This window comes from Mycobacterium sp. E2327 (genome assembly GCF_001672675.1).
GTDB lineage: Bacteria > Actinomycetota > Actinomycetes > Mycobacteriales > Mycobacteriaceae > Mycobacterium.
This window is the reverse complement of the sequence record NZ_LZKE01000070.1, coordinates 1-25,646: the sequence shown is the minus strand read 5'-3', so window position 1 is coordinate 25,646 and position 25,646 is coordinate 1. Positions and strand designations below refer to the sequence as shown.

Below are 25,646 nucleotides of genomic sequence, written 5' to 3'. Positions count from 1 at the left end.
CTACCACGTGCTGGTGCGCAGGACGATCTCGGCGGCCAGCTGTGCCGTCGACTCCTGCACGGTGCGCCGGCCCAGGTCGACCACGCGGTATTCGGCGTAGACGTACCGCTGGCTCGCGTCCGCCACGGCCTTGGCGGCCGGCGAGCTGACCAGCACGGTGGTGCCGATTTCCACCGGCGGGCAGTGGTCGTCGAGCACCACGCCGTTGGGGTCGGCCACCCGCGGATGCCCGCGGTCGATCACGACCAGGCCCACGAACCGGCCCAACCGGGTGGCGGCCAGTTCCCAGGCGAGCTCACCGCCGGCCCGGTCGCCGAAGACCACGGCCCAGCGGATGCCCAGCGAGTCGAGGATGCCGACCACCGATTTCGCGGTCAGGCGCGGGTCGAGGCCGACGACGACCGTGCGAAGCGAGGCGGTATGCAGGCGCTCGCACACCGCGTCGTAGGCGACCGGCGAACGCTGCTGGTCTCCGAGGATGACGACGACGACGCCCTTCTCCGGCCCGGCTACGGACACCGGAACGGGAAATCCGTCGAGCGTGGTCATCATCGAGTGCACTCACGCACGTTACCTGTCAAAGGCCAGCGTGCGCGAGGTTTCCTCCTCTCCTACTGGCGTAACGCACTGGCAATCAACGGTCGGCGCGGCGGCCCGTCGAGCAGCCCGAGGACCGCGTCGACGTCGAGATGGGCGGCCAGCAGGTCGGCGATCGCGTCGAGTTGGGCGTCGCGGCGCGCGGCGACGTCGGTGTCGGCGACGACGAAACCTTCGCGGCCGGCCGCGTCGGCGACCCGGGTGAGCCAGCCCCGGCGGAAGTCGTCGTTGTCGAGCAGGCCATGCCAGTGGGTGCCGAAGACGGCGCCGCGCACGACACCCTGGGGTTCGGCGTCCTGGGCGAACCAGGTGTCCTCGGCGCAGCGGGAGAGCCGCCCGTGGTGGATCTCGTATCCGGAGAGCGGCCGCTGCCAGCGCCGCAGCACCTTGGCCTGGCCGAAGGCGATGTCGGCGTCCAGCAGGCCCAGCCCGGCGACCTCCCCCGCGCCGGATTCGACCGTGTCCTCGATGCGCCGGCACAGCATCTGGAAGCCGCCGCAGATGCCCAGCACCGGCTTGCCGGCCCGGGCGTGGTCGACGAGCGCGCCGGCCAGGCCGCGTTCGCGCAGCCACGACAGGTCGGCGACGGTCGCCTTGCTGCCGGGGACCACGATCAGGTCGGTGTCGGCCAGGTCGGCGGGATCGGTGACCCAGCGCACCAGCACGCCGGGCTCGCAGGCCAGCGCCTCGACGTCGGTGGAGTTGGAGATGCGGGGCAGCCGGATCGCGGCGACCCGCAGCCACTGATCGCCGCGGGGCGGCGCGGGCGTGCCGAGGACGCGGCTCGCGACCACCGACAGCGAGTCCTCGGCGTCCAACCAGAGCTCCTCGACGTAGGGCAGCACCCCGTAGGTCGGGCGGCCGGTCAGGGTGTGCAGCTGGCGCAGACCGGGTTCCAGCAGCGCGGGGTCGCCACGAAACTTGTTGACGACGAAGCCGGCGATGAGCGCCTGGTCCTCGGGCTCGAGCACCGCGACCGTCCCGAACAGGTGCGCCAGCAGCCCGCCGCGATCGATGTCACCGACCAGAATCACCGGCAGGTTCGCGGCCCGGGCCAGCCCCATGTTGGCCAAATCCGTGGCCCGCAGGTTGATCTCGGCCGGCGAGCCGGCGCCCTCGCAGATCACCGCGTCGAATTCGGCTCGCAGGCAAGACAATTCGTATGCGACGATGCCGGTGAGCCGGTCGCGATGCTCGATATAGCCGGCCGCGGTGACCGACTCGGCGACCTGGCCGCGGATCACCAGCTGCGAGGTGCGGTCGCCGCCCGGTTTGAGCAGGATCGGGTTGAACCGCACGCTGGGCTCCAGCCCCGCCGCGCGCGCCTGGATCGCCTGGGCGCGGCCGATCTCGCCGCCTTCGACCGTGACCACCGAGTTGTTGGACATGTTCTGCGCCTTGAACGGCGCCACCCGAATCCCCTTGCGCGCCAACAACCGGCACAGGCCCGCCACCACCACCGATTTACCGGCGTCGGAGCTGGTGCCCGCGACCAGCAGAGCACCGCTCACCGTTTTACGGCGACCAGACGCAGAATCGCACTTTCCGGGCGGAAACAGTGCGATTCTGTGTCTGCTCGCGTTAGAGGCAAGTGAGGATCTCGGCGCCGGTGTCGGTGACCAGCAGCGTGTGCTCGAACTGGGCGGTCCACTTGCGGTCCTTGGTCACCACCGTCCAGCCGTCGTCCCAGATCTCGTAGTCCAGCGCGCCGAGGTTGATCATCGGTTCGATGGTGAACGTCATTCCCGGCTGGATGACCGTCGCCACCGACGGCTGGTCGTAGTGCAGGACCACCAGCCCGTTGTGAAACGTGGTGCCGATGCCGTGGCCGGTGAAGTCACGAACGACGTTGTAGCCGAACCGGTTTGCGTACGACTCGATGACGCGGCCGACCACCGAGAGCGCGCGGCCCGGCTTGACGGCGTTGATCGCGCGCATCGTGGCCTCGTGGGTGCGCTCCACGAGCAGCCGGTGCTCTTGCGCGACGTCGCCGGCCAGGAACGTCGCGTTGGTGTCGCCGTGCACCCCGTCGATGTAGGCGGTGACGTCGATGTTGACGATGTCGCCGTCCTCGATCACCGTCGAGTCGGGGATGCCGTGGCAGATGACCTCGTTGAGCGACGTGCAGCACGACTTCGGGAAGCCCTTGTAGCCCAGCGTCGACGGGTAGGCGCCGTTGTCGATCATGTACTCGTGGGCGATCCGGTCGAGTTCGTCGGTCGTCACCCCGGGCGCGACCGCCTTGCCCGCCTCGGCCAGGGCGCCGGCCGCGATCCGGCCGGCGACGCGCATCTTCTCGATCACCTCGGGCGTCTGCACCCACGGCTCGCTGCCCTCCTGCGCGGTCGGCTTGCCGACATACTCGGGGCGGGGGATGCGCCCGGGCACCGGCAGAGTCGGCGATATCACCCCGGGAGAAAGCGCGGTGCGAGCTGGCATGCAGGCCAGCTTAGCGAGGCTCGCACCGCACCGCCGTCGCCCAGCCTGTAATTTCGCAGGCCCCTACTCGCACTTCTCCTGCAGATTTACAGGCTCGGCGAATCAGGCCCCGGAGCGGCGGCGCAACAGCGAGCGCCGCGGCCCGCGGATGATCAGCGACCCGCACACCACCCGGCCCGTCAACACGACATGCGGCGTCCCCTCGCCGGGAGCCCCCTTGCGGCGGTCGCTGGCGCTGCCGACGTAGACCTCGACGTCGTCGATCGACGCGCTGGCGCCGTCGGGCAACCGGACGTCCACCGAGCCGAATCGCATGTCGAGCTCGATGATCACCACCGGCCCCGCGAACCGGGCCCTGGTCAGGTCGAGGTGCACCGACCCGAGCCGGCGCACCAGCGCCAGCCGCGTCGGCACGGTCCACTCGCCGTGGCGCTTCAGCGAGCCGGCCCAGCCGCGCAGCTCCACCCGGTCGGCCGCCGACGAGACGAACGCGCCGGGCCCGGGCAGGTCACCGACCAGCCCGTCCAGCTCGCTTCGGGTGCGCGCGTAGGACACCTGGGTCGAGCGCTGCTCGAACTCGTCGATGTCGATCAGGCCAAGCGCGACGGCGTTATGCAGCCGCCGCATCGTGCCGTTCCGGTCGGCGTCGGAGACCCGTAACGCCAGCATGTCCCCGCCGGTATCGGTCATGATCGCAAATTTACCGCTGTTGGAGCCGCCGGGACCGGGGCAGTTCAGGCCAGGTAGCCCGGCGGCATGGCCTCGAACATGAATTTCGTCATCCGCACCGCCCACTCCGAGCTGCCACCCCCGACGATCAGCGCGGCGAACGCGAGGTCGCCGCGGTACCCGGCGAACCAGGAGTGCGATCCGCCCGGGAACTCGGCCTCACCGGTCTTCCCGTAGATCTCGCCACAGCCGGCGATCTCTTTGGCGGTCCCGTTGGTCACCACCAGCCGCATCATCGGCCGCAGCGCCTCGACCATCTTCGGGCTGATCGGGGTGTCGTCCCCCTCGACCGTCGTCGGGCGGCCGGCGATGAGCTGCGGCACCGGGGTCTTGCCGGCCGCGACGGTCGCCGCCACCAGGGCCATGCCGAACGGGCTCGCAAGCACCTTGCCCTGGCCGAAGCCGTCCTCGGTGCGCTCGGCGAGATCCACCGTCGGGGGCACCGACCCGGTCACGGTGGTGAGGCCGTCAACGGTGTAGTCGAGCCCGATGCCGTAGCGGGTGGCCGTCTGGGTCAGGCCGCGGGGCGGCATCCTGCTGCTCAGCTCGGCGAACGTGGTGTTGCACGAACTGGCGAACGCGCGCGACATGGGCACCACGCCCAGGTCGAAGCCGCCGTAGTTCGGGATGGTGCGATGCCCGATGTCGATGTGGCCGGGGCACCCCAGCATCGAGTTGGGGGTGGCCATGTCGCGGTCGATGGCGGCGCCCGCCGTGATCATCTTGAAGGTCGACCCGGGCGGGAACAGGCCGTTGGTGGCCGGCAGGCCGTCGGCGTCGGCGCCCTTGTTCTGCGCGATCGCGAGGATCTCCCCCGTCGACGGCTTGATCACGACGATCATCGCCTTGCCGCCCTTGTTGTCCACGGCGCGCTGGGCGGCGTTCTGCACGACCCGGTCCAGCGTGATCGACACCGACGGCGCCGGCGACCCCTCGACCTCGTGCAGCACGGCGACGTCGACGTTGTTCTGGTTGACGCTGACCACCCGCCAGCCCGCCTGGCCGTCGAGCTGGTCCATCACGGCTTTCTTCACCTCGGCGATGACGGCCGGCGCGAAATGCGGGTCGGTGGGCAGCATTTCGGCCTGCGGCGTGACCACGATGCCGGGCAGCCGGCCGATCGCCGGGAAGACCTTGTCGTTGTCGTCGGGATGCAGCGTGACGCCCAGGTCCAGCGGGTGGGTCGCCGCGCTGGCCTGCTCGGCGAGCACCTGCGGGTCGGTGAGCGCGTTGTTGAACGGCCGCAACACGTCGACGATCGAGTGGGTGGTGAAGCTCAGCGACTGTGGCGGCCCGGCCGCGGCGGCGTCCAGCGTGTAGTGATAGCGGTAACCCGGCGCCAGCACGTCGCTGCCGCCGAGTTCATTGACCGACGCGCGCCGCGGCTGATCGGCCCGCAGCGCGAACGTCTGGTGCTCGCCAAGCTTGGGATGCAGGTCGGTGGTGGCCCACCGAACCTCCCAGCGCCCCTCGTCGCGGGCCATCTTCAGCTGGCCGTCATAGCTCCAGGTCCGGTTCTTCGGCAGGTGCCAGGTGAAGCGGTAGTCGACGGTGCCGGTGTCCTCGGCGTACTTGGAGGTGAGAACCTGGGCGTCCAAGTGGGTGGCCTGCAGGCCGGACCAGGCGGCGTTGAGCGCTTCACGGGCCTCGTTCGGGTTATCGGCGAGCTGCGCGGCCGTCGCGGTGTCCCCGATCGCCAAGGCGCCGAAGAACTTCTCGGCGGCCGGGCCCGGGCCGTCGGGCCGCGGGGTGCAGCCGGACAGCCCGACCGACGCGACCAGCAGCACGCTCGCCGTCGCCGATACCAGTGGGGTTTTTGTGACCATCGGTACAGATGTTATGAATGCCGGGCCGCCGACGAGCGCCGACACACCGAGACCGGACCGTTATGCGCGGATTGGGCTGCCGAGCGCTGCGCCAGCGCGGCGTTCGGCGCCGAGCGGCGCGCCAGAGCGACGCTCGCGGGAGCGGAACCTCAGTCCAGCAGGACCGTCGCGAAGGTGCCCACTTCGGCGAAGCCGACCCGCGCGTAGGCGGCGCGGGCGACGGTGTTGAAGCTGTTCACGTACAGGCTGGCGACCCGGCCGGTCGCCACGATCACGGCGGCCACGGTCGCGGTGCCCGCCGTGCCCAGCCCCTGGCCGCGCCACTCCGGGTGCACCCAAACCCCTTGGATCTGACCGACGCCCGGCGACTGGGACCCGACTTCGGCCTTGAAGATCACCTGCCCGTGCTCGAAGCGGGCCCAGGCCCGGCCGGCCGCGATCAGGCTGGCCACCCGCCGGCGGTAGCCGCGGCCGCCGTCGCCGAGCCGGGGGTCGACGCCGACCTCGCCGATGAACATGTCGACCGCGGCCACCAGGTAGGCGTCCAGCTCGTCGGGCCGCACCTGGCGAACGCCGGGGTCGATGTCGCAGTTCGGGTGGCTGGTCAGGGCCATCAGCGGCTGGTGGTCACGCACGTCGCGCGCGGGACCCCAGGCCGACTCGAGGCGCTCCCACATCGGCATCACCAGGTTGGCCCGGCCGACCAGCGAGGAACAGCGCCGCGTGGCGCTCATCGCCTCGTCGGCGAAGGCGTTCAGGTCGGCCGGTCCGCCGCGCAGCGGGATGAGGTTGGCGCCGGCGAAGCACAGCGACTCGTCGGGGCCGCGCCGCGTCCACAGCTCCCCGCCGATCGAATTGGGTTCGATGCCATGATCGGCCACCCGGGCCGCGACCATGCACGAGCCGACCGGGTCGTCGTTGAGCACCCGCCACACCGCGGCGGCGTCGCGCACCACGGAAACCCGCCGCTCGCCGACAAGGCGAAAGATGGGCGGAGCCGACATCGGGGGAACTCTCTGTGGTGCGAACTGACGATCTTAAAAACAGAGCGGGCGCGGGCCCCTATCAGCTTACGGTCACAATCGGCGAACCGCTCGGTTCTGTTCCCGGATCGGTACCCATTTCTGACGCGAGGCGCATGGCTTCCTCGATCAGCGTCTCGACGATCTGGGCCTCGGGCACGGTCTTGATCACCTCGCCGCGAACGAAGATCTGCCCCTTGCCATTTCCCGACGCGACGCCCAGGTCGGCCTCGCGGGCCTCGCCCGGACCGTTGACGACGCAGCCCATCACGGCCACCCGCAGCGGGACGTCGAGCCCGTCCAGGCCGGCGGTGACCGCGTTGGCCAGCGTGTAGACGTCGACCTGGGCGCGACCACACGACGGGCACGACACGATCTCGAGGCCGCGGGGCCGCAGGTTCAGCGACTCGAGGATCTGGATGCCGACCTTGACCTCCTCGACGGGCGGCGCCGACAGCGACACCCGGATGGTGTCGCCGATCCCCCGCGACAGCAGCGCGCCGAACGCGACCGCCGACTTGATGGTGCCCTGGAACGCGGGACCGGCCTCGGTGACGCCGAGGTGCAGCGGGTAATCGCATTGGGCGGCCAGCTGCTCGTAGGCGGCGACCATCACGACGGGGTCGTTGTGCTTGACGCTGATCTTGATGTCGCCGAAGCCGTGCTCCTCGAACAGCGATGCCTCCCACAACGCGGACTCGACCAGCGCCTCGGGCGTGGCCTTGCCGTACTTCTCCATGAACCGCTTGTCCAGCGAACCGGCGTTGACGCCGATGCGGATCGGGATGCCGGCCGCCGCCGCGGCCTTGGCGACCTCGCCGACCCGGCCGTCGAACTCCTTGATGTTGCCGGGGTTCACCCGCACCGCGGCGCACCCGGCATCGATGGCGGCGAAGATGTACTTCGGCTGGAAGTGGATGTCGGCGATCACCGGGATCTGGCTGTGCCGCGCGATCTCGGCGAGCGCGTCGGCGTCCTCCTGGCGCGGGCAGGCGACGCGCACGATGTCGCAGCCCGCGGCGGTCAGCTCGGCGATCTGCTGCAGCGTCGTGTTGACGTCGTGCGTCTTGGTGGTGCACATCGACTGCACCGAGATCGGGTAGTCGCTGCCGACCCCGACGTCGCGGACCATCAGTTGGCGCGTCTTGCGCCGGGGCGCCAGCGTGGGCGGCGGGGCGTCCGGCATTCCCAGGCTCGTCACTGGAACAGCCTGATCGGGTTGACGAGGTCGGCGGTCACGGTCAGCAGCATGTAGCCGACCACGAACACCAGCACCACGTACGTGGCGGGCATCAGCTTGAGGTAGTTCACCGGCGCCGCCGCGACCATGCCGCGCGCCGAGCGGACCAGGTTGCGGATCTTCTCGAACACCGCGATGGCGATGTGGCCGCCGTCGAACGGCAGCAGCGGCACCAGGTTGATGGCGCCCAGGATGAGGTTCAGCTGCGCCAGGAAGAACCAGAACGCCACCCACAGCCCGTGGTCGACGGTGTCGCCGCCGATGATGCTGGCGCCGACGACGCTCATCGGCGTTCCCGGGTCGCGCTGCCCACCGCCGATGGCGTGCACCAGCGCCCCGACCTTCGTCGGGATCGTCACCAGCGCCTTGCCCACCTCGACGGTCAGGTCACCGGCGAACGCGAAGGTGGCCGGTATCGCCGACAGGACGTTGTAGTGCGTCGGCGGGGTCTTGACGGCGCCGACGCCGATGGCGCCGACCGTGGCGGCCTCCGGCTTGCCTTCCCGCCCCTTGGCCGGGTTGGTCAGGTAGCGCTGGGTCGGGGTCACGTCGACGTACGTGGTGATGGTGGTGCCGTCGCGCTCGACGACGACGGGGACGGTGCCGTGCAGCTTGCGCACCGCGGCGGCCATGTCCTCGAACGTGGACACCGGGGTGTCGCCGACCTTGACGACGGTGTCGCCGGGGCGGATCCCGGCGGCCGCCGCCGGGCCGGGCCCGGTGCAGTTGCCGAGCTTTCCCGGGGCGGTTTCCGGTGCGACGCAAGCGGTTTCGCCGACGACGGCCTTGGTGGGCGGGTGCAGGTTCGGCAGCCCCCAGACCAGCGCGATGCCGTAGATCAGGACCAGGCAGATGACGAAGTTCATGCCCGGGCCGGCGAACAGCGTCGCGACCCGCTTCCAGGTCGCCTGCTTGTACATGGCGCGGTCGGCCTCGTCGGGCTCGAGATCCTCGACCGGAGTCATCCCGGCGATGTCGCAGAAGCCGCCCAGCGGGACGGCCTTGATGCCGTACTCGATCTCGCCGCGCCGGGTCGACCACAGCGTGGGCCCGAAGCCGACGAAATAGCGCCGCACCTTCATGCCGGTGCCGCGCGCGACCCACATGTGGCCACACTCGTGTAGGGCCACCGAGATCAAGATGGCGAGCGCGAACAGCACGATGCCGATTGCGAACATCATCGGGTTGCTAGGACCTTTCTGACAGCGCGCTGCGCTCGCTCGCGTGCCCAGCGCTGCGCGTCCAGTACCTCATCCACGGTAGCGGGTGAAACGGACCATTGGTCGGCGGCGTGCAGCACGTCGGCGACGGTTTTGACGATCGCGGGGAATCCGATCCGTCCCTGCAGGAACGCCTCGGCCGCCTCCTCGTTGGCCGCGTTGTACACGGCGGTCATGCAGCCACCGGTCTGACCGGCGTGCCGGGCCAGCTCGACGGCGGGGAAAACGTCGTTGTCCAGCGGCTCGAATTCCCAGCTAGAGGCCGTGGTGAAGTCGCATGCCGGGGCGGCGCCGGGCACCCGGTCGGGCCAGCCGAGCGCCAGCGAAATGGGCAGCTTCATGTCCGGCGGGCTGGCCTGGGCGATCGTCGAGCCGTCGACGAAGGTGACCATCGAATGAACAATCGACTGGGGGTGCACGACGACGTCGATGCGGTCGTAGGGAATGCCGAAGAGCAGGTGGGTTTCGATGAGCTCGAGCCCCTTGTTGACCAGCGACGCCGAGTTCAGCGTGTTCATCGGGCCCATCGACCAGGTGGGGTGGGCGCCCGCCTGCTCGGGCGTGACGGCCTCGAGGTCGGCGGCGGACCACCCGCGGAACGGCCCGCCCGAGGCGGTCAGCACCAGCTTGGCGACCTCATTTTTTTCGGGGTCGGGGTTCCCACAGCGCAGGCACTGGGCCAGCGCGGAGTGCTCGGAGTCGACGGGCACGATCTGGCCGGGCCGCGCCGCCCGCAGCACGAGCGGCCCCCCGGCGATCAGCGATTCCTTGTTGGCCAGCGCGAGCCGGGCGCCGGAGTCCAGCGCGGCCAGGGTCGGGCGCAGGCCCAGCGCCCCGACCAGCGCGTTGAGCACGACGTCGGCCTCAGTCTCCTGGACCAGCCGGGTCACCGCTTCCGGGCCGCTGTACGGGACGTCCCCAACCTGCTGCGCCGCGCGCTCGTCGGCGACGGCGACGTTGGTGACGCCGGTCTCGGCGCGCTGGCGCGCCAGCGCGTCGGGGTTGGCCCCACCCGCCGCCAGCCCGACCACCTCGAAACGATCGGGGTTGGCCGCGATGACCTCCAGCGCCTGGGTGCCGATCGAGCCGGTGCTGCCCAGCACCAGCACGCGCAGGCGCCCGGCGGCAGTCGCGTTAGTCACTCACTCATTGTGCCCGCTCGGTCGAGCGGGCGGGTGTGCCAGAATCTCCCCTACCAGCCGATCACGAAGGGGATTCGCCGTGGCCAGTACCGAGGTTGAGCACTACAACGGCGTCGACGTCGCCGAGGTGCCGTCGGCAGCCTGGGGATGGAGCAAGATCAACGTCCGCACCTGGCACGCGGTCGGGCTGTTCATCGTCATATTCCTGCTGGCCATGATGTGGGGCAACCACGTCGGCCACGTCGAGAACTGGTTCCTGGTCGGGTTCGCCATCCTGACGCTCGTCGTGCTGGTGCGCGACCTGTGGGGCCGCCGCCGCGGCTGGATCCGGTAGCGCTCGGCGGAGCCGCTGCGCCCGTCGTCGCCAGGCGGCGCCGATTAGCAACACGAACAGGGCGACCGCCCACGGCAGCACGCCGTGTCGGTGCACCCAGCCGGCCAGCGCCCCCTGCAGGCGCCCGGCGGACATGATCACAGCGTCGTCGGGACTGGCGTTCGTGTTGAACAGTCGCACCTCGTAGACGCCGTAATAGCCGACATACAGCCCGACCAGCACCAGCAGCGCCCCACCGATCCGGTTGACCAGCGGCAGGACGCGTCGCAGGCGGTCGGCCAAGGCCGAGCTCGCCGTCGCCGCCGCGACGGCCAGGACGCCCACCACCAACGTCAGGCCCGCCACATAGGCGAGGTAGACCGAGGCCCCCGTGGCGACCGACCCGCCCCGCAGGCCGGCGGCGGTGACGGCCAGGAACGGCCCGACGGTGCACGACAGCGATGCGATCGCATAGCTGACGCCGTAGGAGTACATCGAGCCCAGCCGCACGGTCGGCGCCCACCGCGGACCCAGCCGGCGTGGTGTGAGCGCCGTCAACTCGCGGCCCGACAGGAGCCAAACCCCAAGCGCGACAAGCACAATGCCGATGACCACGGTCGCGTAGGGCAGGTATCGCTGCACGGTCGAGGCCGCCGAGATGGTCAGCGCGCCGAACAACCCGAACACCGTCAGGAAGCCGAGCGCCATCCCGACCGTCGCCGCCACCGCGCGGCCGACCGGCGCGAGGGAGCTCGTCGGGGACCGTGCGCCGAACGTGCACTGGCTGCGGGATTTAGGCGTTTTTTCCGCAGTGAGTGCACGTTCGGCGTCTTGCCCGCGCACCACGAGGAGCAGGTACGCGGGCAGCATGGCAAACCCGCACGGGTTCAGCGCCGCGACCAATCCGGCCGCGAACGCCAGACCGACCAGGCCGCGGTCCATCCGATCAACGCAGCGCGGCGACCCGGCCGGCCAGCTCGTCCTGGGGCATGGCCGCGGTGGGGTTGTTGACGAACGTCGAGCTGCCGTCGGCCCGGTAGAACACCCAGGCCGGCTGCCAGGGGACGTTGTAGCGGGCCCAGATCGAGCCGTTGGCGTCGTTGAGGTTGGTGAAATTCAGGTTGTACTTGGAGACGAAGTTCTGCATCGCCCCCACGTCGGAGTGCGCCGCGATGCCGACGAACGTGACGCCCGGATTGGCGGCGGCCACCTGGCTGAGGCCGGGGGCCTCGGCGTTGCAGAACGGGCACCACGGCGTCCAGAACCACAGCACCGCCGGTTTGCCCTGCAGGCTGGCGCCGTTGAATGGCGCACCGCTGAGCGTGGTGGCGCTGAATTGCAGCCGGTCGTCGGCGGCAGCCGAGCGCGGCGCGTCGGCGAGCCCGAATATCAGGGCCGCGGCGAAAAGCGCCGCGGCAAGGAGCTTGAGCGGAGTCAAGAGCCGAAACATCATGGCATCACCTCGTTTGCTGGTTATGCCTAAAAGACGCGGCGCAGGCCCACTCGGTTCACCCTTCGGCGGCCAGCTGTCCGCAGGCTGGGTCTGATCGCCTGCGCTCCAGCTACCCGCCTTCGGCGGCCAGCTGCCCACAAGCAGCGCTGATCTCCCGTCCCCGCGTGTCGCGCACCGTGCAGGAAACGCCCTTCGCTCGCACCCGCCGGACGAACTCGCGCTCGACCGCCTTCGGGCTGGCGTCCCAGTCACTGCCCGGGGTGGGGTTGAGCGGGATCAGGTTCACGTGCACCAGCGGGCCGAGCGCGCCGTGCAGCCGCTTACCCAGCAGGTCGGCCCGCCAGGGCTGGTCGTTGACGTCGCGGATCAGCGCGTACTCCACCGACACCCGCCTGCCGGTCACGTCGGCGTAGTAGCGGGCCGCGTCGAGGGCCTCGGCGATCTTCCACCGGTTGTTGACCGGGACCAGCGTGTCGCGCAGCTCGTCGTCGGGCGCGTGCAACGACAACGCCAGGGTGACCCCGAGCCGCTCGTCGGCGAGTTTGCGGATCGCGGGAACCAGGCCGACGGTGGACACCGTCACCGAGCGCGCCGAGATGCCGAAGCCCTGCGGCGGCGCCTCGGTGATGCGCCGGACCGCGGCCAGCACCCGGTTGTAGTTCGCCAGCGGCTCCCCCATGCCCATGAAAACCACGTTGGACAGCCGGTCACCGAACTCGTCGCGCAGCTCCGCCGCGCCGGCGCGCACCTGCTCGAGGATCTCGGCGGTGGACAGGTTCCTGGTCAGGCCGCCCTGGCCGGTGGCGCAGAACGGGCAGGCCATCCCGCAGCCGGCCTGCGACGAGATGCACACGGTGTTGCGGTCCGGGTAGCGCATCAGCACCGACTCGACGGTGGCGCCATCGAGGGCCCGCCACAACGTCTTTCGCGTCTGGCCGGCATCGCAGGTGACTTCCGCGGCCGCGGTGAGCAGGGTGGGGAACATCGCCTCGGCGATCGCGTCGCGCACGGCCGCGGGGAGGTCGGTCATCTCCCGCGGATCGGCGATCAGCCGGCCGTAGTACTGATGCGCGAGCTGCTTGGCGCGAAAGGCCGGCAGGCCCAGCTCCGCGACGGCCGACGCACGGCCGGCGGCGTCGAGGTCGGCCAGGTGCCGCGGCGGCTTGCTCGGGCGCGGCTCGGTGAACACCAATTGTTGGACCATGACATGTCCAGTATCGCGTGGCGCTTGCGATCGCCACGCCTAGGGAACCAGGGTCAGCACGATCCAGGCGGCGACGGCCGACGGGAGGACCCCGTCGAGGCGATCCATCAGACCGCCGTGGCCGGGCAGTAGCCGGCCCATGTCTTTGATGCCGAGGTCGCGCTTGACCTGTGACTCCACCAGGTCGCCCAGCGTGCAGGTCATCACCAGGACGACGCCCAGCAACGCGCCGATCCACAACGGCTTCTCGGCCAGCAAGGTCGCGGTCAGGATCGCGGCGGTGATGCCAAACACCAGCGATCCGACCAACCCCTCCCAGGACTTCTTCGGGCTGATCGCCGGAACCATCGGATGCTTCCCAAACAGCACGCCCACGGCGTAGCCGCCCACGTCGGACGCGACGACGGTGATCATCAGGCAGAACACCCGTCCGGCGCCGTCCTTCGGATAGACCAGCAGCGCGGCGAAGGAGGCGAACAGCGGGACCCAGGCGGCCAGGAAGACGGTGGCGGACGCGTCGCGCAGGTAGTTCGCCGACGGCGATCCGGCGAACGGCTCGGACCGGTGGCGGTTGTCCTGCATGAACAGCCGCCAGACGTTGCACGCCACCACGGTCGACGCGAAGCCGGCCAGCGCCCCGGCGGCGTGGTACGGCCACGTCAGCCACACCGTGACCTGCCCACCGATCAGTAGCGGGATGAGCGGGATGACGTATCCGGCTTCGCGCAGCCGCCGCACCACCTCGTGGCTGGCCACCAGAACGGCTCCGGCGCAGTAGAGCACCCAGACGTGGGGGGCGAAGATCAGCGTCACGACGAGAACGGCGCCGATGCCGACGCCCACCGCGATCGCGGCGCGCAGGTCGCGTCCCGCCCGAGACGTCTTCGTGCCCGGCTGCTGTGTGGGGTTTTTCGGCGGACGCGGGGGCTCGTCGGGCGGAGTGCCTGCGCCGGTGGTTGCCACGGACATGATTGCTGAGCGGCCGCTAGACCTCCAGCAGCTCGCCTTCTTTGTGCTTGACCAACTCATCGATCTGGGTGACGTACTGATGGGTGGTCTTGTCCAAATCCTTTTCCGCCCGGCTGACCTCGTCCTCGCCGGCCTCGCCGTCCTTGCGGATCCGGTGCAGCTCCTCCATCGCCTTGCGACGGATGTTGCGCACCGACACGCGGGCCTCTTCCCCCTTGTGCTTGGCCTGCTTGACCAGCTCCCGACGGCGCTCCTCGGTGAGTTGCGGCACCGCCACCCGGATCAAGGTGCCGTCGTTGGTGGGATTGACGCCCAGGTCGGAGTTGCGGATCGCCGTCTCGATGGCGTGCAGCTGGCTGGTCTCGTAGGGCTTGATGACGACGAGGCGCGCCTCGGGGACGTTGATGCTGGCCAGCTGCGTGATCGGCGTGTTGGTGCCGTAGTAGTCGATGACGATCCGGTTGAACATGCCCGGGTTGGCGCGGCCGGTTCGGATGGTGGACAGGTCGTCGCGGGCTACGGATACGGCCTTCTCCATCTTCTCTTCCGCGTCGAAGAGAGCTTCGTCGATCATTTTCCGCGTCTTCCCCTCAGGTCGTAACCAGCGTTCCGATCTTCTCACCAGCGACCGCACGAGCGATATTCCCATTGGTCAGCAGGTTGAACACCAGGATCGGCATGCCATTGTCCATGCACAGGCTGAACGCTGTGGCATCGGCCACGCGCAGCCCGCGGTCGATGACCTCGCGATGGCTGATCGCGGTGATCAGCTCGGCCTCGGGGTCGTGCCGCGGGTCGGCGGAAAACACGCCGTCGACCGCCTTGGCCATCAAGACCACCTCGGCGCCGATCTCCAGCGCCCGCTGCGCGGCCGTGGTGTCCGTGGAGAAGTACGGCAGGCCCATGCCGGCCCCGAAGATCACCACCCGGCCCTTCTCCAGGTGCCGGACGGCGCGCAGCGGCAGGTACGGCTCGGCGACCTGGCCCATGGTGATCGCCGTCTGGACCCGCGTGACAATCCCCTCCTTTTCCAGGAAGTCCTGCAGGGCGAGGCTGTTCATGACGGTGCCGAGCATGCCCATGTAGTCCGAGCGGGTGCGCTCCATGCCCCGCTGCTGAAGCTGGGCGCCACGGAAGAAGTTCCCGCCGCCGATCACCACCGCGACCTGGACGCCGCCGCGGACGACCTCGGCGATCTGGCGGGCGACCTGCGCCACCACGTCGGGATCCAACCCGACCTGGCCGCCGCCGAACATTTCACCGCCGAGCTTGAGCAATACTCTCGAATACTTGGATCGGCTCTCCGGCTGGCCGGAAGCCCCGTTCGTCGGCTCCGTCATCAGACTCCTCGCATGAGAGTGCCATCCCGGGGCGAACTCATCCGGAACGGCATTTCACATCCTGCCTCATCGCAGCACAATGTTGCGCCGGCGGGGTGCATTATCTGCGCAGTTGGCGATTTCCTTCCCGTGTCGGATGTTTGAGCGGGCGGCGAGTCGGGGAATCTTCACCAACGCGGGGGGCGAACCTACGGCCTTGAGAATAAGGGCCAAGCCTCGCCGTGTGACGGGGCCGATCGCTTGGGCGGTCGGCGTTGAGCGAAATTGCTCAACCACGCACGCCAATGAGGAGGAACAGATCCATGGCGGACAACAAATCGGGACCTGCCGAAGCCGTTAAGGGCGTCGTCGAGGACGTCAAAGGCAAGGCCAAGGAAGCAGTCGGCGCGGTGACCGGTCGGGACGACCTCACGCGCGAGGGCGAGGCCCAGCAGGACAAGGCGGAAGCCCAGCGCGACGCGGCGAAGAAGGAAGCGCAAGCGGAGGCCGCTCGCGGCGGCGCCGAGGCGGCCGAAGAGCGTCAGAAGGCCAACCAGTAGCTTGTCGCTGCAATGGGTCCGGTCCGTGAAAACGGGCCGGACCCATTGACTTTCCCGGGGCAGAGTATTGATCCTGTGCACACGCGCAATAAACTTTGCATAGTTGACTCTGAATCGGGTACTCAGCGCTGCGCTGGCAGACATCTCGCCGTGAGGTGCCTACGGGTGGGGGGCGATGACAAACTCACGAGTTTGGAGATGTCTTTGGAAGTTCTACTGCTCACCGACGCAGACGATTTCGATTCGGCCCTGCCCACGCTGAGGTCGTTCACCCAAACCGTGCGGCGCGCCCCCCTTTCCGGCCACATCGACGGGCACCGCGGCAGCGCCGACGTCGCGATCATCGACGCGCGCACCGACCTCGACGCGGCCAGGGCGGCCTGCCGGCGCCTGACGGCCGACGCGCCGTCCATCGCGGTGGTGGCCGTGGTGACATCGGCGGACTTCGTGGCGGTGGACGTGGATTGGCATTTCGACGACGTGCTGCTGCCCGCCGCGGGGGCCGACGAACTGCAGGCCCGGCTGCGGCTGGCAATTGCGCGGCGGCGCAGCGCGATGGACGGCAGCCTGAAATTCGGCGACCTGGTGCTGCACCCGGCCAGTTTCACCGGCACGCTGAACGGCCAAGACCTGGCCCTGACGCTCACCGAGTTCAAGTTGTTGAATTTCCTTGTGCAGCATGCCGGCCGGGCGTTCACCCGCACCCGGCTGATGCACGAGGTGTGGGGTTACGACTGCAACGGCCGCGTCCGCACGGTCGACGTTCACGTGCGGCGGCTGCGCGCCAAGCTCGGTGCGGAACACGAATCGATGATCGACACCGTCCGCGGCGTCGGCTACATGGCGCCGACCCCGCCGCAACCGCAATGGGTTCTCAGCGGCTCGACGCTGACTCCGGTCTGGACGTCGACGGCGCGACCCGCGACGGATCCCGTCACTCAATAGTCTTGCCGCGCAGCGGTTTTCGCTGACCAATCAGGCAAACAGCGGTAATGCTCGCTTGCGCGCCAGCGCGTCCATGCCCTCCTGGATGGCGTCTTCGACCTCGTGGTACTTGCGGTCGATGTACTCGTCGTCGTCGGCGCGCGCGGGATCGTGGTCGAGCTCGACGGCGGGCATGAAGCGGGTCCGGATCTTGGCCGGCAGCGGCAATTGGGGCAGCGCCGCCGGGGCGATCCCCCACGGCAGCGAAACCGCCAGCGGAAAGACCTTGAGCCGCAGCACCCGGTCGAGTTTGAGCGCCTTGGACAGCCGGTCGCCGCGGATCAGCACCGGCATCGCATCGGCGCCGCCGACGGTCGCGATCGGCACGATGGGCACCCCGGCGCGAATCGCCATTTTCACGAAGCCCTTTCGGCCCGCCAGGTTGGCGCAATCCCGTTCACGCCACGGGCGCAGCGAGTCCACTTCCCCGCCGGGCCACAGCGCGACGTCGCGACCCTCCGCCAACGCCGTGGCGATCGCGTCCGGCGCGGCCGGCAGCACGCCCATGCACCGGAAGTACCGCCCGAAGAGCGGGATGGCCATCAACGCGTCGTGCGCCGTGCCGTGCAGGGGGCGGTCCTGACCGAAGCGCCGCCACCATTGCAGGCCGACGGTCCAGGCGTCCCAGACGAACGGGGCACCCGAGTGGATGCCCACCAGCAGGGCCGGCGGCTCGGGAATGTTCTCCCAGCCGTCGATCTCCATGCGGAACCAGTAGTCCACCAGCACATTCCAGAAAAACTTCTGGCGCTGCAGCGTGGCTTCGTCCTGGCCGCTGAGGTCCCATTGCCCGGCACGCTTGGCCAGCCAGCCGCTGATACCGCCGTCCTGCTGGCTGCGCCGCTCGTCCATGGTCACCCGCGCTCGCCTGGCATGCAGCTTCGCTTGCGCACGTACTTCCGCTGGTCTGTGATCGGGGTTACTCATGGGTTTCGGATACCCGATTCCGTCGCGCGGGATTCCCGCATACGCAAATCTCCCCGCGCTATCGGGGTAGCGCGGGGAGATGTTTGCAACCGGATCAGCTGTGCGGCGCCGGGGCGGGCGGTTGGCCCGGAGCCGGACTCGCGTTCGGCGGAACACCGGGGGCCGCGCCGCCAGGCACGTTCGACGTCCACATCAGGATGTCCTGCAATCCGTCGTTGTAGACGACGCCGTTCGGGGGCGCGCCGGTCACGTCGAAGTACAGCGTGCCGGTCGACTCTTGGCCCTGCGGGATGGGCGCCGGGTTCAAGGCGCCTGGCGCTCCAGCCTTATCGATCAGCTTGTAAGTCTGACCGTTGGGCCCGCGGGCGCTGAAGTCCTTGACCATCGGGGTAACGATCCCCGCGTCCGACCTGGCCGTGATGTCGGCCTGGTACAGCGTTCCCTTGGGGGTGTAGCCGGGAATCGAAACGTTGCTCGGCTGCAGGTTGCTCACCGTGTAGTTGGTGATCATGGGCCCGTCGACGAGCTGTTCGCTGGTCCCGAACCCCTGGATGTTGGGCGCAGCGGAAGCGGTTCCCGCCGCCAATAGGGCTGCCGCCGCAATACCGCCGGCAGCAATGCCACTCTTTAGGGCCGTTGTCGTGACCTTCATGGTTTTCCTTTCGTGTCGAACACCCACGCAGGGCGATACCCACTGGGCCTCGCATAACCTTTTACTTCCGGCGCTAAACACAAATGAATCGCGCCCAAGCGCTTTTCGCGCCACAGAATTCACACGGGCACCATTGGTTGCCGATTGCCCGGTGATTATTTGCGCCGCCAGGGGGTAGCCGCAGCTTACGAACTCACCTGCCTACCCGAGGGGACCGCCGATGGAACGCGGGAACGCCAAGCACAGTCCACGCGAAGACGACGAACTGAAGCACGAGCTCAGCGGGACGGTGCAGGGCAATCGGTCCAGCCGGGCGGAGGAATGGCGCGATCCCGAGCCCCCGGCCGACGACGATCCGGACATTCCCACGGCCGGGCCCACAACCCGCCAACCGTAATACTCACCCGAATCACGAAAGGGGAAGTGGCCATGAGCTTTCCGGCCCAGCAGCAAACCGCTCCCGGCATTCAGGCACAAATGAAGCCCATTCCGGACTGTGGCGAAAACAGCTACCGGGGCTCGGGAAAGCTCACCGGAAAAAAGGCGATCATCACCGGCGGCGATAGCGGCATCGGTCGCGCGGTCGCCATCGCGTTCGCGCGCGAAGGCGCCGACGTGCTGATCTCCTACCTCAACGAGGACGACGACGCCCGCGACGTGGCCCGCTACGTCGAAGACGCGGGCCGCGAGTGCGTGCTGGTCTCCGGCGACCTGTCCGACCCGTCCCACTGCCGCGCCGTAGTAGACCGGGCGGTGAACGAATTCGGCGGCGTCGACATCCTCGTCAACAACGCCGCCTACCAGATGATGCACAAGGACCTCGAGGAGATCAGCGACGAGGAATGGGACTACACCTTCCGGCTCAACGTCGGCGCGTACTTCTACCTCGTCAAGGCGGCGCTGCCGCACATGCGCCCCGGCTCCTCGATCATCGGGAGTTCCTCGGTCAACTCGGATACACCCAACCCCACCCTGGCGCCCTACGCCGCCACCAAGGCGGCCATTGCCAACTTTTCGGCCAGCCTGGCACAGCTGTTGGGCGACAAGGGAATCCGTGTCAACAGCGTGGCCCCCGGTCCGATCTGGACGCCGCTGATCCCGTCGACGATGCCCCCGGACAGCGTGGAATCCTTCGGGGAGAACGTGCCGTTGGGGCGCGCCGGCCAGCCGGCCGAGCTGGCGCCCATCTACGTGCTGCTGGCCTCCGACGACGCGAGTTACATCTCCGGGGCACGGGTGGCGGTGACGGGCGGCCGGCCGATTCTGTAGCGCCAAAGGCGTTCAGGAGTACCGGTTTTCGCCCAATTCCTCAACGATCGGGCTATCGGCGCCGGGCTTCCCGGCGCCATCGCTGTCCCCTTCGTCGGCGATGGTCACCGAAGACGCGACCTGGGCCACGTTGTTGTAGGTTTCCGGCGGGATCCCGCGCAGGACGCGGACAGTGTCGTCGTCGCAGCCGTTGCGGTCTGCGGCGTCGAGCAAGTCTTGCTTGTTGGCCGGAAAGTCCACGTCGTTGAGGCACTTTCGGAGTTGACTGCGGGTAGTAGACGCGACCATGGCTCTCGGGATGCCCAGCGAATGTCGGCCTAAACGCGCCGAATTCAGCGGCCGCGCACCCGCCGGTTCTCTTTCTTGATCGCGTCGACGAGCTCCGACTTGCTCATCGTCGAGCGGCCGCGCACGTCGAGCCGGCGCGCGACGTCGAGCAGGTGCTTCTTGCTGGCGTTGGCGTCGACGCCCTCGGCCGAGCGGCCGGTGTTACGCGGGCCGCCGCCCTCGGCCAGCTCGTCCGACGGGCCCTTCTCGTCTTTGGGCTCCCAGTGGTCGCCGACCTTCTCGAAGCTGTGCTTGAGCGCCGAGTACGCCACCCTGTGGGCGCGCTCCTCGTCGCCGTATTCGTCGGCCGCCGAGTCGTGAGTTTTGGCGAACGTGCGTTGCGCTTTGGCGTTGGAACGGCGCAGGGTGCTGGGCAGTTCGCTCTTCTTCGGCGCGCCGCCCTTCGTGGTCTTGGGCATCGAACCTCCTCGTGTCAGCCCTCGGTCATCTGCTGTGCCTTGGCGTAGGCGAGCTGCAGGAAGTCCGCGCCCGCCAGGGCGGTGAACGTTCCCGCGATCAGGCGGGTCAACCTGGGCGCAAAGATCAGCCCGATGACGAACGCGGTGGCCACCCACATGTCGAGGCAGAAGGGGCAGGTCAACAGCTCGCCGAGGCTGTGGCGCAGCGCGCTGCCGTGCCGGGTTTCCTCCATCACCTCGGCCGGGCCGCCCGTACCCGCGTAGCGCGCGAAGGGCGCCCGCAACGGGCTGGTCACCGCGTCCTTGGAGATCGTGCGCGACAACTTGTGGGTGCCGATTGTGACGGTGACGAGGTCCTGCAGGCTCCAGCGCTGCGGCAGCCTGCGTCCGGTGGCCGCGGCCAAAACGCCCGTGAGCGCGACCAGCAGGCCGTAAATGCCCAGGACGACCGAGTAGCCCTCCAGCGGTCGCGGGTTGTCCCCGCGGTACGCGTCGGCCTCACGTCGCGCGCGTTCGGCCATGCGTTCGGTAACTTCGGTTGCTTCACCCATGGGCGTGGGTTACCCCTTTGCGGCCGGGAAAATCACGACGGGGCCGCACCGGCCGACGTGCGCGGCGGCGTGCCCGGGATATGTCAAGATCGCTGACATGGGTGGTCAGGTTGAAGACGCTCCGCTTGGTTACCTGCTGTACCGGGTGGGAGCCGTGTTGCGGCCGGAGGTTTCCGCGGTGCTCGGTCCGCTGGGCCTGACGCTGCCCGAATTCGTTTGCATGCGCATCCTTTCGCTGAATCCGGGCATGTCCAGCGCGGAATTGTCCCGGCATACCAACGTCACACCGCAGGCGATGAACACGGTGCTGCGCGGGCTGCAGGACGTTGGCGCGGTGGAACGGCCGGCGTCGGTCTCCTCCGGCCGGGCGTTACCGGCCACCCTGACGGCTCAGGGACGCGCGCTGCTGAAGCGCGCGGAAGCCGCGGTCCGGACCGCCGACGCCCGGGTGCTGAGCAAGCTGACCGAGGCGCAGCGGCGCGAGTTCAAGCGCACGCTCGAAAAGCTCGGATCCGACTGACGCGCTAGCTCAAGCTTGGATGCGGGCCCACGGCCGGGCCTCTTCGAGCTCGTAGGCCAGCTCCAGCAGCAACGATTCCTGGCCGAGGTCGGCCGAGAGCATCATGCCCACCGGCATGCCGTCGGCGGATTGCGCCAGCGGCAGCGAGATCGCCGGCTCGCCGGTGACGTTCTGCAGCGGGGTGAACGAGACCCAGTCGATCAGCCGCTCGATGACCTGGTGGTAGTCGGTGGGTGCCAGATGCCCGATGCGGGGCGTCTCGTCGGCGAGGGTGGGCGTGAGCACCGCGTCGTGGGTGGCGAAGAACCGCGCCGTACGCCGCCGGGCCCGGCGTAGGCGCACGATCGCCAGCGGCAGCCGGTGCAGGTTGCGGATGCAGTGCCGCTCCAGCCCCAGCGTCAGGCTGTCGAGCCGCGTGCGGTCGAACGTCTTGCCGAACATCCGTGGGCCGCCGCGGACCTGCGCCAGCGCCAGGAAACCCCAATACAGCACGAAGTCGTCGACGAAGCTGGCCGCCACCGGCGGCTCGTCGATGTGTTCGACGCGGTGGCCCAGCTCCTCGAGCAGCGCGGCCGACTTGAGCGTCAGCTCCCGCACCTGCGGGCTGCTCTCGCGTTGCACCGATCGGGTCAGCACCGCGATGCGCAGCCGCTGCCGTCCGGGTCCGGTCACGTCGCCGACCGGCGCCAGCTTGTGGTTGCGCCAGGCGCGCTCGGCCTCGCGGAAAAACGCCGCCGTGTCGCGGACCGACCGCGTCACCACGCCGTTGGCGACGACGCCCACGGGCATCCGGCGCAGGTGCGGGTCCAGCGGCAACCGGCCGCGCGACGGCTTCAGCCCGACCAGCCCGTTGCAGGCCGCCGGGATGCGGATCGAGCCGCCACCGTCGTTGGCGTGCGCGATCGGCACCACGCCCGCGGCGACGAACGCGCCGGATCCCGACGACGACGCCCCGGCGCTGTAGTCGGTGTCCCACGGGTTGCGGACCGGGCCGAGCCGCGGGTGTTCGGCGGACGCGCTGAAGCCGAACTCCGACAACTGCGTCTTGCCGACGGGCGCGAGCCCGGTGTCGAGGAACACCTTGGTGAACTCGCCGTCGGAGGTGGCGTTCCACGGCCGCCACGCGTCGGTGCCGTGCATCGTCGGCTGGCCCGCGATGTCGATGTTGTCCTTGATGAACGTCGGGACGCCACTAAAGAAGCCGTCCGGCGGGTCGGCCGACGCCGCGGCGCGCGCCTGCTCGAACGCCGCGTACGCCAGGCCGTTGAGCGCCGGGTCGACGGCCTCGGTGCGGGCGATGGCGGCCTCGATGACCTCGGCTCTGCCGACCGAGCCGGCCCTTAGGGCGTCGGCCAGGCCGACCGCGTCGAGGTCACCGAGGGCATCGTCGCCGAAAGCGTGCACGCGTCGCATGACACGACGCTAGCCGCTCGCGCTTTGCGGTTAAGCCTGGCCCACCTCGAAGCGAACGAACCGCGTCACCGTCACGCCGGCCTCGTCGAGCAGGGCCTTGACGGTCTTCTTGTTGTCCGACACCGACGGCTGCTCGAGCAGCACCGCGTCCTTGAAGAAGCCGTTGAGCCGGCCCTCGACGATCTTGGGCAGCGCCTGCTCCGGCTTGCCCTCGGCCTTGGCGGTCTCCTCGGCGATGCGGCGCTCGCTGGCCACGACCTCCTCGGGCACGTCGTCGCGGGACAGGTAGCGCGCCTTGAGCGCGGCGATCTGCAGCGCGACGGCGTGCGCCGCCTCCTGACCGTCGGCGCCGCTGTACTCGACCAGCACGCCGACCGCCGGCGGCAGGTCCGCCGCGCGCTTGTGCAGGTAGGTCTCGACGGTGCCGTCGAAGAACGCCACCCGCCGCAGCTCGAGCTTCTCGCCGATCTTGGCCGACAGGTCGGCGATGGCCTGCTCGACGGTCGTGGCCCCGGTGCTGGCCGCCTTCAGGGCGTCGACGTCGGTGGCCTTGGACTCGGCCGCGGCCGCGACGATCTCGTCCGCGAGCTTCTGGAACTCCGCGTTCTTGGCGACGAAGTCGGTCTCGGAGTTGAGCTCGATGAGCGCCCCGCCCTTGGCCGCGACCAGGCCTTCGGCCGTGGCCCGCTCGGCGCGCTTGCCGACGTCCTTGGCGCCCTTGATCCGCAGCGCCTCGACGGCCTTGTCGAAGTCGCCGTCGGTCTCGGCCAGCGCGTTCTTGCAGTCCAACATGCCGGCGCCGGTGAGCTCGCGAAGCCGCTTGACGTCGGCGGCGGTGAAGTTCGCCATATCAACCTTCCTATGAGGTTTCAGGGGTTGTTTCGGGTGCGCCTCCAGCGGCGTCGGTGGTGGCTGTGGTGGTGGCCGTCGTGGTCGCCGAGGCCAGCAGCTCCTGCTCCCACTCCGCCAGCGGCTCGGCGGACTCCGCCTCGGGCTTGCCGTCGCCGCGGCCCAGCCCGGCGCGGGCCTGCAGGCCCTCGGCGACCGCGGAGGCGATCACCTTGGTCAGCAACGCGGCCGAGCGGATCGCGTCGTCGTTGCCCGGGATCGGGTAGTCGACCTCGTCCGGGTCGCAGTTGGTGTCCAGGATCGCGATGACCGGGATGCCCAGCTTGCGGGCCTCGCCGACGGCGATGTGCTCCTTGTTGGTGTCGACGACCCAGATCGCCGACGGCACCTTGTTCATGTCGCGGATGCCGCCGAGGCTGCGCTCCAGCTTGTTCTTCTCCCGGGTCAGGCCCAGAATCTCCTTCTTCGTGCGGCCCTCGAAGCCGCCGGTCTGCTCCATCGCCTCGAGCTCCTTGAGGCGCTGCAGCCGCTTGTGCACCGTGGAGAAGTTGGTGAGCATGCCGCCCAGCCAGCGCTGGTTGACGTAGGGCATGCCGACGCGGGTCGCCTCGGCCGCGACCGATTCCTGCGCCTGCTTCTTGGTGCCGACGAACAGCACCGACCCACCATGGGCGACGGTCTCCTTGACGAACTCGTACGCCTTGTCGATGAAGGTCAGCGTCTGCTGCAGGTCAATGATGTAGATGCCGTTGCGGTCGGTGAAGATGAACCGCTTCATCTTGGGATTCCAGCGACGGGTCTGATGCCCGAAGTGGGTGCCGCTGTCAAGCAGCTGCTTCATGGTTACGACAGCCATTGCCGCCATTCCTTTGTTGTCGGTTGTCGCCCGGCATCGGGTGAGGCCGGGCCCTGGCGCCTGCTGAGATGTCGAACCCTTACTCGGGACCGCTCGACATCCGGTTGTTGCGCAGACACGCGAAGTCAGCCCGTTTACACGGACCGCGGAAAGGAGTTTACACGGTTCAGCCAGGTGCTTTTGTCCACAGCGCTGGCTGGCCGGATCGGCGGCGCGGCGCTGAACTGATGCGGTGCGGTGGATGGCGCTGGTGCTGATGCTCGGGCTGGTCAGCGCGGTGCCCGCGGTCGCCGACGACATGCGGCTGGACTGGCCGCTGCGGCCGCCCCCGGCGGTGGCCCGCGGATTCGACGCGCCGTCGCCCGACTGGAATCCCGGCCACCGCGGCGTCGACCTGCCCGGCTCGCCCGGCCAGCCGGTGTACGCCGCCGGCGCGGCGACCGTGGTATTCGCCGGGATACTGGCCGGCCGGCCGGTGGTGTCGCTGGCCCATCCCGGCGGGCTGCGCACCAGCTACGAGCCGGTCAAGGCGGCCGTGCGGGTGGGCCAGGCGGTGACGGCCGAGACCGTGATCGGCTCGCTGGTGGCCGGGCACGCCGGCTGCCCGGCCGCGGCGTGCCTGCACTGGGGCGCGATGTGGGGTGCGGCGTCGCGCGCCGAGTATGTCGACCCGCTCGGGCTGCTGAAGTCCACACCGGTGCGGTTGAAGCCGCTCGACGGGGCGGCGGCGCATCATCCGTAACAGGCGCCACGGGAGTCTCCGCGCGAAGGCGGCACCCGACGTGCCCGCCTCATAGCGACAATTCCGCCTGCGCGCGCCGACGTTCCGGTTGTCGCTATGAGGCG

28 protein-coding genes and 2 pseudogenes are annotated in these 25,646 nt (G+C 69.3%); 7 read left to right on the top strand and 23 right to left on the bottom strand.

Annotated features, from left to right (window positions below):
• From A5712_RS08500 to dxr, 9 genes are all read right to left on the bottom strand, one after another.
• Positions 1 to 552 (bottom strand): alpha/beta hydrolase, encoded by a 552-nt coding sequence (locus A5712_RS08500; RefSeq protein WP_068103511.1) that lies wholly within the window; start codon positions 550 to 552, stop codon positions 1 to 3.
• A 59-nt stretch (positions 553 to 611) separates the two neighbouring features.
• Positions 612 to 2,108, bottom strand: coding sequence for a cobyric acid synthase (locus tag A5712_RS08495; protein ID WP_068103509.1), 1,497 nt, complete (start codon positions 2,106 to 2,108; stop codon positions 612 to 614).
• Positions 2,109 to 2,178: 70 nt separating this feature from the next.
• Positions 2,179 to 3,036, bottom strand: coding sequence for a type I methionyl aminopeptidase (gene map / locus A5712_RS08490; RefSeq protein WP_068103507.1), 858 nt, complete (start codon positions 3,034 to 3,036; stop codon positions 2,179 to 2,181).
• A gap of 102 nt (positions 3,037 to 3,138) precedes the next feature.
• Positions 3,139 to 3,726 (bottom strand): DUF1707 domain-containing protein, encoded by a 588-nt coding sequence (locus tag A5712_RS08485; protein ID WP_068103505.1) that lies wholly within the window; start codon positions 3,724 to 3,726, stop codon positions 3,139 to 3,141.
• 44 nt (positions 3,727 to 3,770) lie between these two features.
• Entirely contained in the window at positions 3,771 to 5,591 is a 1,821-nt protein-coding gene (locus A5712_RS08480; protein ID WP_068103503.1) for a penicillin-binding transpeptidase domain-containing protein, read from the bottom strand.
• Positions 5,592 to 5,740: 149 nt separating this feature from the next.
• Complete coding sequence (locus A5712_RS08475; protein WP_068103502.1) at positions 5,741 to 6,595, bottom strand: GNAT family N-acetyltransferase; 855 nt, start codon at positions 6,593 to 6,595, stop codon at positions 5,741 to 5,743.
• 61 nt (positions 6,596 to 6,656) lie between these two features.
• Entirely contained in the window at positions 6,657 to 7,799 is a 1,143-nt protein-coding gene (ispG, locus tag A5712_RS08470; protein WP_068103500.1) for a flavodoxin-dependent (E)-4-hydroxy-3-methylbut-2-enyl-diphosphate synthase, read from the bottom strand.
• Between the two features lie 11 nt (positions 7,800 to 7,810).
• The gene (locus A5712_RS08465) at positions 7,811 to 9,034 is read right to left on the bottom strand and encodes an RIP metalloprotease (RefSeq protein ID WP_068103498.1); all 1,224 of its coding nucleotides are present in this window, start codon (positions 9,032 to 9,034) and stop codon (positions 7,811 to 7,813) included.
• Entirely contained in the window at positions 9,031 to 10,215 is a 1,185-nt protein-coding gene (gene dxr / locus A5712_RS08460) for a 1-deoxy-D-xylulose-5-phosphate reductoisomerase (RefSeq protein WP_068103496.1), read from the bottom strand. The genes A5712_RS08465 and dxr overlap by 4 nt, the downstream gene beginning before the upstream one ends.
• A 79-nt stretch (positions 10,216 to 10,294) precedes the next feature.
• Here dxr and A5712_RS31830 point away from each other — a divergent pair, with 79 nt between their 5' ends.
• Positions 10,295 to 10,549: a DUF2631 domain-containing protein gene (locus A5712_RS31830; protein ID WP_082973348.1), complete on the top strand. Its 255-nt coding sequence runs from the start codon at positions 10,295 to 10,297 to the stop codon at positions 10,547 to 10,549.
• Positions 10,550 to 10,564: 15 nt separating this feature from the next.
• On the opposite strand, the pseudogene A5712_RS08455 reads toward A5712_RS31830, so the two are convergent.
• The 6 genes and pseudogenes from A5712_RS08455 to pyrH form a co-directional block, all read right to left on the bottom strand.
• Positions 10,565 to 11,470: pseudogene (locus tag A5712_RS08455) on the bottom strand (cytochrome c biogenesis CcdA family protein); the annotation flags it as partial.
• A 4-nt stretch (positions 11,471 to 11,474) separates the two neighbouring features.
• A complete protein-coding gene (locus A5712_RS08450) occupies positions 11,475 to 11,981 on the bottom strand; it encodes a protein disulfide oxidoreductase (protein WP_068103494.1) in 507 nt (168 codons plus the stop codon).
• Between the two features lie 109 nt (positions 11,982 to 12,090).
• Positions 12,091 to 13,185, bottom strand: coding sequence for a 23S rRNA (adenine(2503)-C(2))-methyltransferase RlmN (gene rlmN, locus A5712_RS08445; protein ID WP_068103492.1), 1,095 nt, complete (start codon positions 13,183 to 13,185; stop codon positions 12,091 to 12,093).
• 39 nt (positions 13,186 to 13,224) lie between these two features.
• Positions 13,225 to 14,154, bottom strand: coding sequence for a phosphatidate cytidylyltransferase (locus A5712_RS08440; protein ID WP_068103490.1), 930 nt, complete (start codon positions 14,152 to 14,154; stop codon positions 13,225 to 13,227).
• A gap of 16 nt (positions 14,155 to 14,170) precedes the next feature.
• A complete protein-coding gene (gene frr, locus A5712_RS08435) occupies positions 14,171 to 14,728 on the bottom strand; it encodes a ribosome recycling factor (RefSeq protein WP_068103487.1) in 558 nt (185 codons plus the stop codon).
• Between the two features lie 16 nt (positions 14,729 to 14,744).
• Positions 14,745 to 15,494 carry a UMP kinase gene (gene pyrH, locus A5712_RS08430; RefSeq protein WP_068103484.1) on the bottom strand — a complete coding sequence of 250 codons (750 nt, stop codon included), beginning with the start codon at positions 15,492 to 15,494 and terminating at the stop codon, positions 14,745 to 14,747.
• 302 nt (positions 15,495 to 15,796) lie between these two features.
• Between pyrH and A5712_RS08425 the strand changes: the two genes are divergently transcribed.
• Both A5712_RS08425 and A5712_RS08420 read left to right on the top strand, forming a co-directional pair.
• Complete coding sequence (locus A5712_RS08425; RefSeq protein ID WP_066930240.1) at positions 15,797 to 16,033, top strand: CsbD family protein; 237 nt, start codon at positions 15,797 to 15,799, stop codon at positions 16,031 to 16,033.
• Positions 16,034 to 16,231: 198 nt separating this feature from the next.
• Positions 16,232 to 16,978, top strand: coding sequence for a response regulator transcription factor (locus tag A5712_RS08420; RefSeq protein ID WP_068103482.1), 747 nt, complete (start codon positions 16,232 to 16,234; stop codon positions 16,976 to 16,978).
• Between the two features lie 30 nt (positions 16,979 to 17,008).
• Here A5712_RS08420 and A5712_RS08415 read toward each other — a convergent pair whose 3' ends face one another.
• Positions 17,009 to 17,944 carry a lysophospholipid acyltransferase family protein gene (locus A5712_RS08415; RefSeq protein WP_082973343.1) on the bottom strand — a complete coding sequence of 312 codons (936 nt, stop codon included), beginning with the start codon at positions 17,942 to 17,944 and terminating at the stop codon, positions 17,009 to 17,011.
• 94 nt (positions 17,945 to 18,038) lie between these two features.
• A complete protein-coding gene (locus A5712_RS08410) occupies positions 18,039 to 18,596 on the bottom strand; it encodes an MPT63 family protein (protein WP_068103480.1) in 558 nt (185 codons plus the stop codon).
• A 220-nt stretch (positions 18,597 to 18,816) separates the two neighbouring features.
• Here A5712_RS08410 and A5712_RS31285 point away from each other — a divergent pair, with 220 nt between their 5' ends.
• Both A5712_RS31285 and A5712_RS08405 read left to right on the top strand, forming a co-directional pair.
• On the top strand, positions 18,817 to 18,993 hold the full coding sequence (locus tag A5712_RS31285) for a hypothetical protein (protein ID WP_197519340.1): 177 nt from the start codon (positions 18,817 to 18,819) through the stop codon (positions 18,991 to 18,993).
• 32 nt (positions 18,994 to 19,025) lie between these two features.
• Positions 19,026 to 19,865, top strand: coding sequence for a glucose 1-dehydrogenase (locus tag A5712_RS08405; protein ID WP_068103477.1), 840 nt, complete (start codon positions 19,026 to 19,028; stop codon positions 19,863 to 19,865).
• A gap of 12 nt (positions 19,866 to 19,877) precedes the next feature.
• On the opposite strand, the gene A5712_RS08400 is transcribed toward A5712_RS08405, so the two are convergent.
• From A5712_RS08400 to A5712_RS08390, 3 genes are all read right to left on the bottom strand, one after another.
• A complete protein-coding gene (locus tag A5712_RS08400; protein WP_197519339.1) occupies positions 19,878 to 20,105 on the bottom strand; it encodes a DUF2795 domain-containing protein in 228 nt (75 codons plus the stop codon).
• A gap of 92 nt (positions 20,106 to 20,197) precedes the next feature.
• Positions 20,198 to 20,611 (bottom strand): ChaB family protein, encoded by a 414-nt coding sequence (locus tag A5712_RS08395; protein WP_068103472.1) that lies wholly within the window; start codon positions 20,609 to 20,611, stop codon positions 20,198 to 20,200.
• A gap of 14 nt (positions 20,612 to 20,625) precedes the next feature.
• Complete coding sequence (locus A5712_RS08390; protein ID WP_068103470.1) at positions 20,626 to 21,162, bottom strand: DUF1360 domain-containing protein; 537 nt, start codon at positions 21,160 to 21,162, stop codon at positions 20,626 to 20,628.
• A gap of 97 nt (positions 21,163 to 21,259) precedes the next feature.
• Here A5712_RS08390 and A5712_RS08385 point away from each other — a divergent pair, with 97 nt between their 5' ends.
• Positions 21,260 to 21,682 (top strand): MarR family winged helix-turn-helix transcriptional regulator, encoded by a 423-nt coding sequence (locus tag A5712_RS08385; protein ID WP_068103578.1) that lies wholly within the window; start codon positions 21,260 to 21,262, stop codon positions 21,680 to 21,682.
• Between the two features lie 9 nt (positions 21,683 to 21,691).
• Here the strand turns inward: A5712_RS08385 and A5712_RS08380 are convergent, their stop codons facing one another.
• The 3 genes from A5712_RS08380 to rpsB are packed head-to-tail and all read right to left on the bottom strand — an operon-like array spanning position 21,692 to position 24,800.
• Positions 21,692 to 23,095 carry an amidase gene (locus A5712_RS08380; RefSeq protein WP_068103468.1) on the bottom strand — a complete coding sequence of 468 codons (1,404 nt, stop codon included), beginning with the start codon at positions 23,093 to 23,095 and terminating at the stop codon, positions 21,692 to 21,694.
• Between the two features lie 30 nt (positions 23,096 to 23,125).
• Positions 23,126 to 23,944, bottom strand: coding sequence for a translation elongation factor Ts (gene tsf / locus A5712_RS08375; RefSeq protein ID WP_068103466.1), 819 nt, complete (start codon positions 23,942 to 23,944; stop codon positions 23,126 to 23,128).
• A 10-nt stretch (positions 23,945 to 23,954) separates the two neighbouring features.
• Positions 23,955 to 24,800: a 30S ribosomal protein S2 gene (gene rpsB / locus A5712_RS08370; protein WP_068103464.1), complete on the bottom strand. Its 846-nt coding sequence runs from the start codon at positions 24,798 to 24,800 to the stop codon at positions 23,955 to 23,957.
• Between the two features lie 271 nt (positions 24,801 to 25,071).
• Here rpsB and A5712_RS08365 point away from each other — a divergent pair.
• Positions 25,072 to 25,536, top strand: a pseudogene (locus A5712_RS08365) (M23 family metallopeptidase); the annotation flags it as partial.
• Between the last annotated feature and the right edge of the window lie 110 nt (positions 25,537 to 25,646).

Bases quoted from the DNA above. Each gene is read 5' to 3' on its own strand.
- A5712_RS08500 (WP_068103511.1), bottom strand. From the start codon at position 552: ATGATGACCACGCTCGACGGATTTCCCGTTCCGGTGTCCGTAGCCGGG.
- map (WP_068103507.1), bottom strand. From the start codon at position 3,036: ATGCCAGCTCGCACCGCGCTTTCTCCCGGGGTGATATCGCCGACTCTG.
- A5712_RS08485 (WP_068103505.1), bottom strand. From the start codon at position 3,726: ATGACCGATACCGGCGGGGACATGCTGGCGTTACGGGTCTCCGACGCC.
- A5712_RS08480 (WP_068103503.1), bottom strand. From the start codon at position 5,591: ATGGTCACAAAAACCCCACTGGTATCGGCGACGGCGAGCGTGCTGCTG.
- A5712_RS08475 (WP_068103502.1), bottom strand. From the start codon at position 6,595: ATGTCGGCTCCGCCCATCTTTCGCCTTGTCGGCGAGCGGCGGGTTTCC.
- ispG (WP_068103500.1), bottom strand. From the start codon at position 7,799: ATGCCGGACGCCCCGCCGCCCACGCTGGCGCCCCGGCGCAAGACGCGC.
- A5712_RS08465 (WP_068103498.1), bottom strand. From the start codon at position 9,034: ATGATGTTCGCAATCGGCATCGTGCTGTTCGCGCTCGCCATCTTGATC.
- A5712_RS08450 (WP_068103494.1), bottom strand. From the start codon at position 11,981: ATGATGTTTCGGCTCTTGACTCCGCTCAAGCTCCTTGCCGCGGCGCTT.
- rlmN (WP_068103492.1), bottom strand. From the start codon at position 13,185: ATGGTCCAACAATTGGTGTTCACCGAGCCGCGCCCGAGCAAGCCGCCG.
- A5712_RS08440 (WP_068103490.1), bottom strand. From the start codon at position 14,154: ATGTCCGTGGCAACCACCGGCGCAGGCACTCCGCCCGACGAGCCCCCG.
- frr (WP_068103487.1), bottom strand. From the start codon at position 14,728: ATGATCGACGAAGCTCTCTTCGACGCGGAAGAGAAGATGGAGAAGGCC.
- pyrH (WP_068103484.1), bottom strand. From the start codon at position 15,494: ATGACGGAGCCGACGAACGGGGCTTCCGGCCAGCCGGAGAGCCGATCC.
- A5712_RS08425 (WP_066930240.1), top strand. From the start codon at position 15,797: ATGGCGGACAACAAATCGGGACCTGCCGAAGCCGTTAAGGGCGTCGTC.
- A5712_RS08420 (WP_068103482.1), top strand. From the start codon at position 16,232: ATGTCTTTGGAAGTTCTACTGCTCACCGACGCAGACGATTTCGATTCG.
- A5712_RS08415 (WP_082973343.1), bottom strand. From the start codon at position 17,944: ATGAGTAACCCCGATCACAGACCAGCGGAAGTACGTGCGCAAGCGAAG.
- A5712_RS08410 (WP_068103480.1), bottom strand. From the start codon at position 18,596: ATGAAGGTCACGACAACGGCCCTAAAGAGTGGCATTGCTGCCGGCGGT.
- A5712_RS31285 (WP_197519340.1), top strand. From the start codon at position 18,817: ATGGAACGCGGGAACGCCAAGCACAGTCCACGCGAAGACGACGAACTG.
- A5712_RS08405 (WP_068103477.1), top strand. From the start codon at position 19,026: ATGAGCTTTCCGGCCCAGCAGCAAACCGCTCCCGGCATTCAGGCACAA.
- A5712_RS08395 (WP_068103472.1), bottom strand. From the start codon at position 20,611: ATGCCCAAGACCACGAAGGGCGGCGCGCCGAAGAAGAGCGAACTGCCC.
- A5712_RS08390 (WP_068103470.1), bottom strand. From the start codon at position 21,162: ATGGGTGAAGCAACCGAAGTTACCGAACGCATGGCCGAACGCGCGCGA.
- A5712_RS08385 (WP_068103578.1), top strand. From the start codon at position 21,260: ATGGGTGGTCAGGTTGAAGACGCTCCGCTTGGTTACCTGCTGTACCGG.
- A5712_RS08380 (WP_068103468.1), bottom strand. From the start codon at position 23,095: ATGCGACGCGTGCACGCTTTCGGCGACGATGCCCTCGGTGACCTCGAC.
- tsf (WP_068103466.1), bottom strand. From the start codon at position 23,944: ATGGCGAACTTCACCGCCGCCGACGTCAAGCGGCTTCGCGAGCTCACC.
- rpsB (WP_068103464.1), bottom strand. From the start codon at position 24,800: ATGGCTGTCGTAACCATGAAGCAGCTGCTTGACAGCGGCACCCACTTC.